The sequence below is a fragment of the Pseudomonas caspiana genome, from assembly GCF_002158995.1.
GTDB classification, from domain to species: domain Bacteria; phylum Pseudomonadota; class Gammaproteobacteria; order Pseudomonadales; family Pseudomonadaceae; genus Aquipseudomonas; species Aquipseudomonas caspiana.
In genome coordinates, this window is the sequence record NZ_LOHF01000049.1 from 1 (window position 1) to 7,326 (window position 7,326).

General features: G+C 58.0%; 6 protein-coding genes. 4 read left to right on the forward strand and 2 right to left on the reverse strand.

The genetic code is table 11. The annotated features are described in order from the left end of the window. Window positions 1-138: 138 nt before the first annotated feature. From AUC60_RS27480 to AUC60_RS27495, 4 genes are all read left to right on the forward strand, one after another. Window positions 139-1,287, forward strand: a complete 1,149-nt coding sequence (locus tag AUC60_RS27480) for a serine hydrolase domain-containing protein (RefSeq protein WP_087274748.1) — start codon at window positions 139-141, stop codon at window positions 1,285-1,287. A 153-nt stretch (window positions 1,288-1,440) separates the two neighbouring features. Beyond that, window positions 1,441-2,520, forward strand: a complete 1,080-nt coding sequence (locus AUC60_RS27485; RefSeq protein WP_087274749.1) for an OmpA family protein — start codon at window positions 1,441-1,443, stop codon at window positions 2,518-2,520. 84 nt (window positions 2,521-2,604) lie between these two features. After that, window positions 2,605-3,252: a pyridoxamine 5'-phosphate oxidase gene (gene pdxH / locus AUC60_RS27490; protein WP_087274751.1), complete on the forward strand. Its 648-nt coding sequence runs from the start codon at window positions 2,605-2,607 to the stop codon at window positions 3,250-3,252. A 160-nt stretch (window positions 3,253-3,412) separates the two neighbouring features. Next, window positions 3,413-3,877: an outer membrane lipoprotein gene (locus AUC60_RS27495; protein WP_087274753.1), complete on the forward strand. Its 465-nt coding sequence runs from the start codon at window positions 3,413-3,415 to the stop codon at window positions 3,875-3,877. Window positions 3,878-4,021: 144 nt separating this feature from the next. Here AUC60_RS27495 and nhaA read toward each other — a convergent pair whose 3' ends face one another. Together nhaA and AUC60_RS27505 are read right to left on the reverse strand one after the other, a co-directional pair. After that, entirely contained in the window at window positions 4,022-5,203 is a 1,182-nt protein-coding gene (gene nhaA / locus AUC60_RS27500) for a Na+/H+ antiporter NhaA (RefSeq protein ID WP_087274755.1), read from the reverse strand. A gap of 194 nt (window positions 5,204-5,397) precedes the next feature. Continuing rightward, window positions 5,398-7,008 (reverse strand): NAD(P)/FAD-dependent oxidoreductase, encoded by a 1,611-nt coding sequence (locus tag AUC60_RS27505; RefSeq protein WP_087274757.1) that lies wholly within the window; start codon window positions 7,006-7,008, stop codon window positions 5,398-5,400. Window positions 7,009-7,326 lie beyond the last annotated feature (318 nt).

Genomic DNA, 7,326 nt, shown 5'->3' on the forward strand with positions numbered 1-7,326 from the left:
CCTCGTAACCTCGGTGAGCTCCTACAGAGACCCGGTTTGCTGCACGACAGTCTGACCACCAACCCATCTGTTCACAAACCCCTCAATCGCTGAAACAATGCACACCATTTTTTGATCAGCCTATCCGGGAGTCAGCGGGTGCAGATTCAGGGTCATTTCGAGCTTCAGTTCGAAGCAGTGCGCGAAGCGTTTGCGGCACTCTTCGACGATACCCAGGAGCGTGGCGCTGCGCTGTGCATTCAAATTGGCGGCGAGACCGTGATTGACCTCTGGGCAGGCACGGCCGATAAAGACGGCGCCGAGGCTTGGCACACCGATACCATCGCCAACCTGTTTTCCTGTACCAAACCCTTTGCAGCGGTCACTGCCCTGCAGCTGGTTGGCGAAGGCAAACTGAAGCTCGACGAGCCCGTCGCCCGCCTGTGGCCTGAATTTGGGGAGGCAGGCAAGGGCGCGATTACCCTGCGCCAACTGCTCTGTCATCAGGCCGGTCTTCCTGCACTGCGCCACATGCTGCCCGCTGAGGCGCTGTATGACTGGGCGGCAATGACCGAAGCGCTCGCCGCAGAGGAACCCTGGTGGACGCCCGGCCAGGGCCATGGCTATGCCGCGATCACTTACGGTTGGCTGGTGGGCGAAGTGCTGCGTCGTGCTGACGGTCGCGGCCCGGGTGAGGCGATTGCTGCGCGCATTTCTCGCCCGCTGGGACTGGACTTCCATGTGGGCCTGGCCGATGAAGAGTTTCATCGCGTTGCGCATATCGCTCGCAGCAAAGGCAATGCAGGCGACGAGTCTGCCCAGCGTCTGCTGCAAACCACCATGCGGGAGCCGACGTCGATGACCGCGCGGGCATTTACCAATCCCCCTTCGATCATGACCAGCACCAACAAGCCTGAGTGGCGGCGCATGCAACAACCTGCCGCCAACGGTCACGGTAATGCCCGCAGTCTGGCCGGCTTCTACAACGGTCTTCTGGATGGCAGCTTGCTGGAACCGGAGCTGCTGAATGAGCTGACTCGCGAACACAGTGTCGGCCAGGATAAAACGCTGTTGACCCAGACTCGGTTCGGTCTGGGCTGCATGCTTGACCAGCCCGATGTAGCAAACGCCACATATGGTCTGGGCCCGAAAGCATTTGGTCACCCTGGCGCTGGCGGGTCGATCGGTTTTGCTGACCCTGATCGCGACGTTGCATTCGGCTTTGTCACAAATACCTTGGGACCTTATGTGCTAATGGATCCGCGGGCACAGAAGCTGGTGCGAGTGTTAGGTGAGTGTTTGCGCTAAGTTGTCGTCATAAGTGCTTGTTTAATACCGACTGTCAGTTAATACCCCGGAACAGGAACCGTGCGACGGTTTCCTTTTCCAACAGCCGGTTTATGCGTGTTATATGGGCACTGCAAAGTTCATCGTCTGTTTACTACTTTTTGTGGGTCATCCATGTCATCCAATAAAAGCCTCGCAATTGCCCTTTGCCTCGCCGTAACCGGCTGTGCGCAAACGCCAAAAAATGATTCTGCTGACACTGGCAATAGCTGGTGGTCGTTCGGCTCCGACAAGGTTGCCGATGCAGCGCCTGTCAAAGCCCCGGAAGCCAAGCCCGCTGAGCCGGTAGCCAAAGCCGAGAGCGGCACTCATTGGTACTGGCCGTTCGCATCCAGCGACACCGCAGAGCCAAAGGCTGAAGCGGCTGCCAAGCCCGCCGCCAAGCCTGCCGATAAAAGCGTGCCGCCGCTGATCGCCAAGACCGAAACTGATAGCAAGTGGTGGTGGCCGTTCGGTAGCAGCGATAAGAAAGAAGAAGCCAAGGCAGTGCCCAAGGTTGACCCTAAAGTGACTCAAGCCTGGCTGGATGACTACGAGCCACGGCTGCGTCTGGCCATCAAGGACAGCCCGTTCGAACTTGAGCGTCGTGAAGACGTTCTGGTTATCACCGCTCCGGTAGACAGCTCGTTCAACCCTGATCGTCCAGCCATGTTGCTGCCGGTAACACTGGGTCCGATCACGCGTCTGGCCAAGCTGGTTGAAGCCGATCCGAAAACCGCCGTGTTGGTTTTGGGACACGCAGACACCACCGGCGCAGCCCCGGCAAATCAGAAAATCAGCCAGGAACGTGCTCAGTCGGTCGCTGCAATTTTCCGCCTCAGTGGCCTGGAGCGTAATCGTCTGAGCCTGCGTGGCATGGGCGCGGTAATGCCCCGTGCAGCCAACGACAGCGCTGAAGGCCGCAAGCTGAACCGTCGCGTTGAAATCGTCATGACCCCTGAAAACACCATGCTCGCGCTGATGAGCAAGTACGCGTTGCCGCCAGCTCCGACCATGGTTGCAGCTCAGGACGTCAAACCTGCGCCTGCTGTTGCTCCCGCTCCCGCCAAAGCCGCCCCGGCCAAGAAGGCTGCTGCGAGCAAGCCAGCGGCCAAGAAAGCCGCTCCGGCGAAAAAGGCAACTCCGGCCAAGGCCGCTCCAGCCAAAGCCGCAGTGAAGAAAAAACCAGCCGCGACCGATCAGGCCAGCAACTGAAATACTCGCTGACTCGCGTCTGAATGCGCGAGTCAGCGGCGTTACTCTTCAATTCGTGCAGCTTTTTGATCGAGGAAGGACGTGATGACCCAGTCTCTGGCCGATATGCGCCGTGACTACGCCCGCGATGGCTTGACCGAGACTCAAGCACCCGATGAGCCGTTTGCGTTGTTTCACCAGTGGTTTGCCGAGGCAGTCAAAACCGAGCAGGCGCCTGTTGAAGCCAATGCGATGACGCTGGCAACGGTCGACGAACAAGGGCGACCGCATTGCCGGATCCTGCTGCTCAAGGGGCTCGATGCCGAGGGTTTTACGTTCTTCACCAACTACGACAGTGCCAAAGGCCAGCAACTGGCAGCACGCCCATTCGCTGCGATGACCTTCTTCTGGCCGACGCTGGAACGCCAGGTGCGCATTGAAGGGCGAGTGGTCAAAGTCACTCCTGAAGAGTCCGATGCGTACTTCCAGGTGCGTCCGCTGGGCAGTCGCCTGGGCGCTTGGGCTTCTCCGCAGAGCCGGGTAATCACTGATCGCGCCGAGCTTGAAGGCATGATCAAGGAGACCGAGCAGCGCTTCATCGACACCCAACCGCATTGCCCCGAGCATTGGGGTGGTTACCGCCTGCTGCCTGAACGAATCGAGTTCTGGCAAGGTCGCCCAAGTCGCCTGCATGACCGCCTGAATTATCGTCTGGTGGACACGCAGTGGACGCGCGAACGCCTCGCTCCCTAGCTCATCGGTTTGTTTGAATTATTCAGCGGCCAACCCGTCATAGGGTTACGGCAGCCGGTGCTGTATGCCGCCTGAATGAAAATAAATTAACGAGGAGCGGCACGTGACAGCGCTGATAGCGCGGAGTCTAATGGCTGCATGTTCCTCTGGAGATACCCTTATGCGTAAGTCTGTTCTGCTGGTTGCCACGTTCACTGCTATGGCCATGACCCTCACTGGCTGTATGTCGAACCTGACTGGCGACTCCTATTCCCGTGACGAAGCGCGGACAGTGCAGACCGTTCGCCTGGGTACCATCGAATCCCTGCGTCCGGTCAAGATCGAAGGCAGCAAGACGCCAATCGGCGCTGGTGCTGGCGCCGTCGTGGGTGGGGTGGGAGGCAGCGCTATCGGCGGTGGCCGTGGCAGCATCGTCGCAGCCGTCATCGGTGCGGTAGCGGGTGGTTTGCTGGGTTCGGCCACTGAAGAAGGTTTGACTCGTACTCAGGGCGTTGAAATTACCGTGCGTGAAGACGACGGCACCATGCGCGCCTATGTGCAGCAAGTTCAGGAAAACGAGATTTTCCGAGTGGGCGAGCGCGTTCGCATCATGACCGTCAACGGTACGAGCCGCGTCTCTCATTGAGTGATTACACGGCTTTTGTAGCGTCTTGAAACATAAAAACCCGATCCTGGTGATCGGGTTTTTTGTGGGTGATCGTTGGTGTCACCCGTTTCCTGTGTCGCGCAGCGAATGCTTTCTCTTTAAGAGCTGCCGATTCATTTCAATTCAACGGATTGGATTTTTCCGACTGCTAACCGCCATGACGGCATAGCCGATAAAGGCTGCGAGTATCGAACCGGTCAGAATCCCCATACGATCCACGCCTGCGTAATCGCTGCTACCGGGCACATACGCCAGTGAGCCCACGAACAGGCTCATCGTGAAGCCAATACCGCACAGGATCGACACGCCCAGGACCTGACCCCAATTGGCGCCGCCGGGAAGTTTGGCGATCCCCATTTTGATCGCAAGCCAGGTCAGCCCAAAAACGCCAACTGTCTTGCCCACCAGCAAGCCCGCGGCGATTCCCATTGGCACGTGATGGGTGAAGCTTTCCAGTGTCACGCCATTCAGGGACACGCCCGCGTTGGCAAAGGCAAACAGCGGCAGAATCCCGTACGCCACCCATGGGTGCAGTGCGTGCTCCAGCGATAGCAGAGGCGATGTGTCATGGTCGGCCGTGCGCAATGGAATGCAGAATGCCAGGACCACACCGGCGAGAGTCGCATGCACGCCACTTTTGAGTACGCACACCCACAGCACCAGACCGATCAGCAGGTAAGGGCTCAGCTTGCGCACGCCTAGCCTGTTCATCGCGATCAGTGCAGCGATCGAAGAACCCGCCAGTATCAGTGAAAGGTTCGACAGCTCGCCCGAGTAGAACAGCGCGATGACGATGATTGCCCCCAGATCATCAATGATCGCCAGCGTCATCAGGAACAGCTTGAGTGACACTGGAACGCGTTTGCCCAAGAGTGCCAGCACGCCCAACGCAAAGGCGATGTCGGTGGCCATGGGGATCGCCCAGCCATTCATTGCTGCGGTGTCGCCTTTGTTCAGCGCCCAGAACACCAACGCCGGAATCACCATGCCGCCGATGGCTGCAGTGCCTGGCAGGATGATTTGCGAAGGGCGCGACAGATGACCTTCCAGAACCTCTCGTTTGACCTCCAGACCAATCAGCAGGAAAAACAGCGTCATCATGCCGTCGTTGATCCATAGCAGCAGGGGCTTGGCGATTTTGACGGCTCCGATCTGGGCCACCACGGGAGTATCAAGGAAGGCGTTGTACAGCCAGGACAACGGAGAGTTGTTGATGATCAACGCCAAAGCGGCGGCGGCAATCAATAGCAGACCGCCTGCCGCCTCAAGCTGGAAAAAACGAGTGACAGTAATACGCAGCGGCAAGGTTTGCGCTCCATCCAACAAAAAAGGAGCGACACCCTAACCCGAACTTCCCGCCGTTAAAACAAAAGTTATATTCGTTTTTGTTCTAAGCGGAATGGCCGAGTTAGAGTGTTTCCGAGTCTGTCAGCTAGTGCATTTTTGCTGGTGGGACGACGCTTATTATGCTGTAGGAATCGTCTGAAATTGCAGCTAGATCAGGCTTCGATACCCAACATGCTTCTCGCTAGCGCTTCAGCGATTCGAATGCCATCAACCCCGGCTGACAAGATGCCACCGGCGTAACCCGCACCTTCACCGGCCGGAAACAGGCCTTTGACGTTCAGACTTTGCATGCTTTCGTTTCGGGTGATCCGCAATGGTGCCGAGGTGCGGGTTTCGATCCCGGTCAATACGGCGTCATGCAGGGCAAAGCCTTTGATCTGCTTGTCGAACGCAGGTAATGCTTCACGGATAGCCTCGATGGCGTAGGCGGGCAGTGCGTCTGCGAGATCGACCAACTTGACCCCCGGTTTGTAAGACGGTTCTACGCTGCCAAGTGCCGGCGATGTTTTGCCTGCAATGAAATCACCGACCAACTGCGCAGGTGCTTCGTAGGTGCTGCCGCCCAACAGATAGGCGTGGGATTCCAGACGCTCCTGCAGCTCAATGCCCGCTAGCGGGCCGCCCGGGTAATCTTCCGGAGTAATACCGACCACGATGCCGGAGTTGGCATTGCGTTCGTTACGCGAGTACTGGCTCATGCCGTTGGTGACAACGCGATTGGGTTCCGAAGTCGCTGCTACTACCGTGCCGCCAGGGCACATGCAGAAGCTATACACCGAACGACCGTTTTTAGCGTGGTGCACCAGCTTGTAATCGGCCGCCCCCAGTTTTGGATGCCCAGCGTACTTGCCCAGGCGAGCGCGGTCGATCAGCGATTGCGGGTGTTCGATGCGGAAGCCCACGGAAAACGGCTTGGCTTCCATGTAGACGCCACGACCGTGGAGCATGCGGAACGTATCACGGGCACTGTGTCCCAGGGCCATGATCACGTGCCGTGATTCGATACGCTCGCCACTGTCGAGCACCACGCCCTGCAGTTGGCCATTGTCGATCAGTACGTCTGTCACGCGCTGTTCGAAGCGCACTTCACCGCCCAGCGCTTCGATCTGGTGCCGCATGTTTTCCACGACACCGGTCAGTCGAAACGTACCAATGTGGGGTTTGCTGACGTAGAGGATTTCTTCAGGTGCGCCGGCTTTGACGAACTCGTTCAGAACCTTGCGGCCGTGAAATTTCGGGTCTTTGATCTGGCTATAGAGCTTGCCGTCGGAAAACGTCCCCGCACCGCCTTCGCCAAACTGCACGTTGGACTCAGGGTTCAGTACGTTTTTGCGCCACAGGCCCCAGGTGTCCTTGGTGCGCTGACGGACTTCTTTGCCGCGCTCAAGGATGATTGGCTTGAAGCCCATCTGTGCCAGCAGCAGGCCAGCGAATATGCCGCAGGGACCGAAGCCGACTACCACTGGACGTTCGGTCAGGCCTTCTGGCGCATGGCCTACAACTTTATAGCTGATGTCAGGCGCGGGGTTGAGATGACGATCATCGGCCAGACGCAACAACAGGGCGGCTTCATCACGCACCTCGAAATCGATGGTGTAGATGAAGCACAGCTCGGAAGATTTTTTGCGCGCATCGTAGCTGCGCTTGAACAGGGTGAATTCCAGCAGTTCATCGCTGGCGATGCCCAAGCGCTGTAAGAGGGCGGGACGCAGGTCTTCGTCCGGGTGGTCGATCGGCAGCTTGAGTTCGGTGATTCGTAACATGAAAAGATCCAGTTTCCGGGCCGCAGGATCAGCCCGACAGCGCTACAAGAACCGGGGATTATAAGACACATTGGGGGAGGCGGGGTGGTGGCTTGTCTGAGTTTGATGGTTACGCTATTAGGGGGGAGGCGAACACATTTATGCCGTGATTTTTGCGTACATATCCATTACCGCGGTGATGTCTGATATTGGTTGCGCTTTTACAGCGCGTCACTTTCGAAAATCCGGAAGCCGGCCCAGACGAAAGTAACCAAAGCGCTCTTGCCCCACCACTTGGCACCTCGCTGGCGCTCGGTGTACCCGCCCGCAGATCCTGAA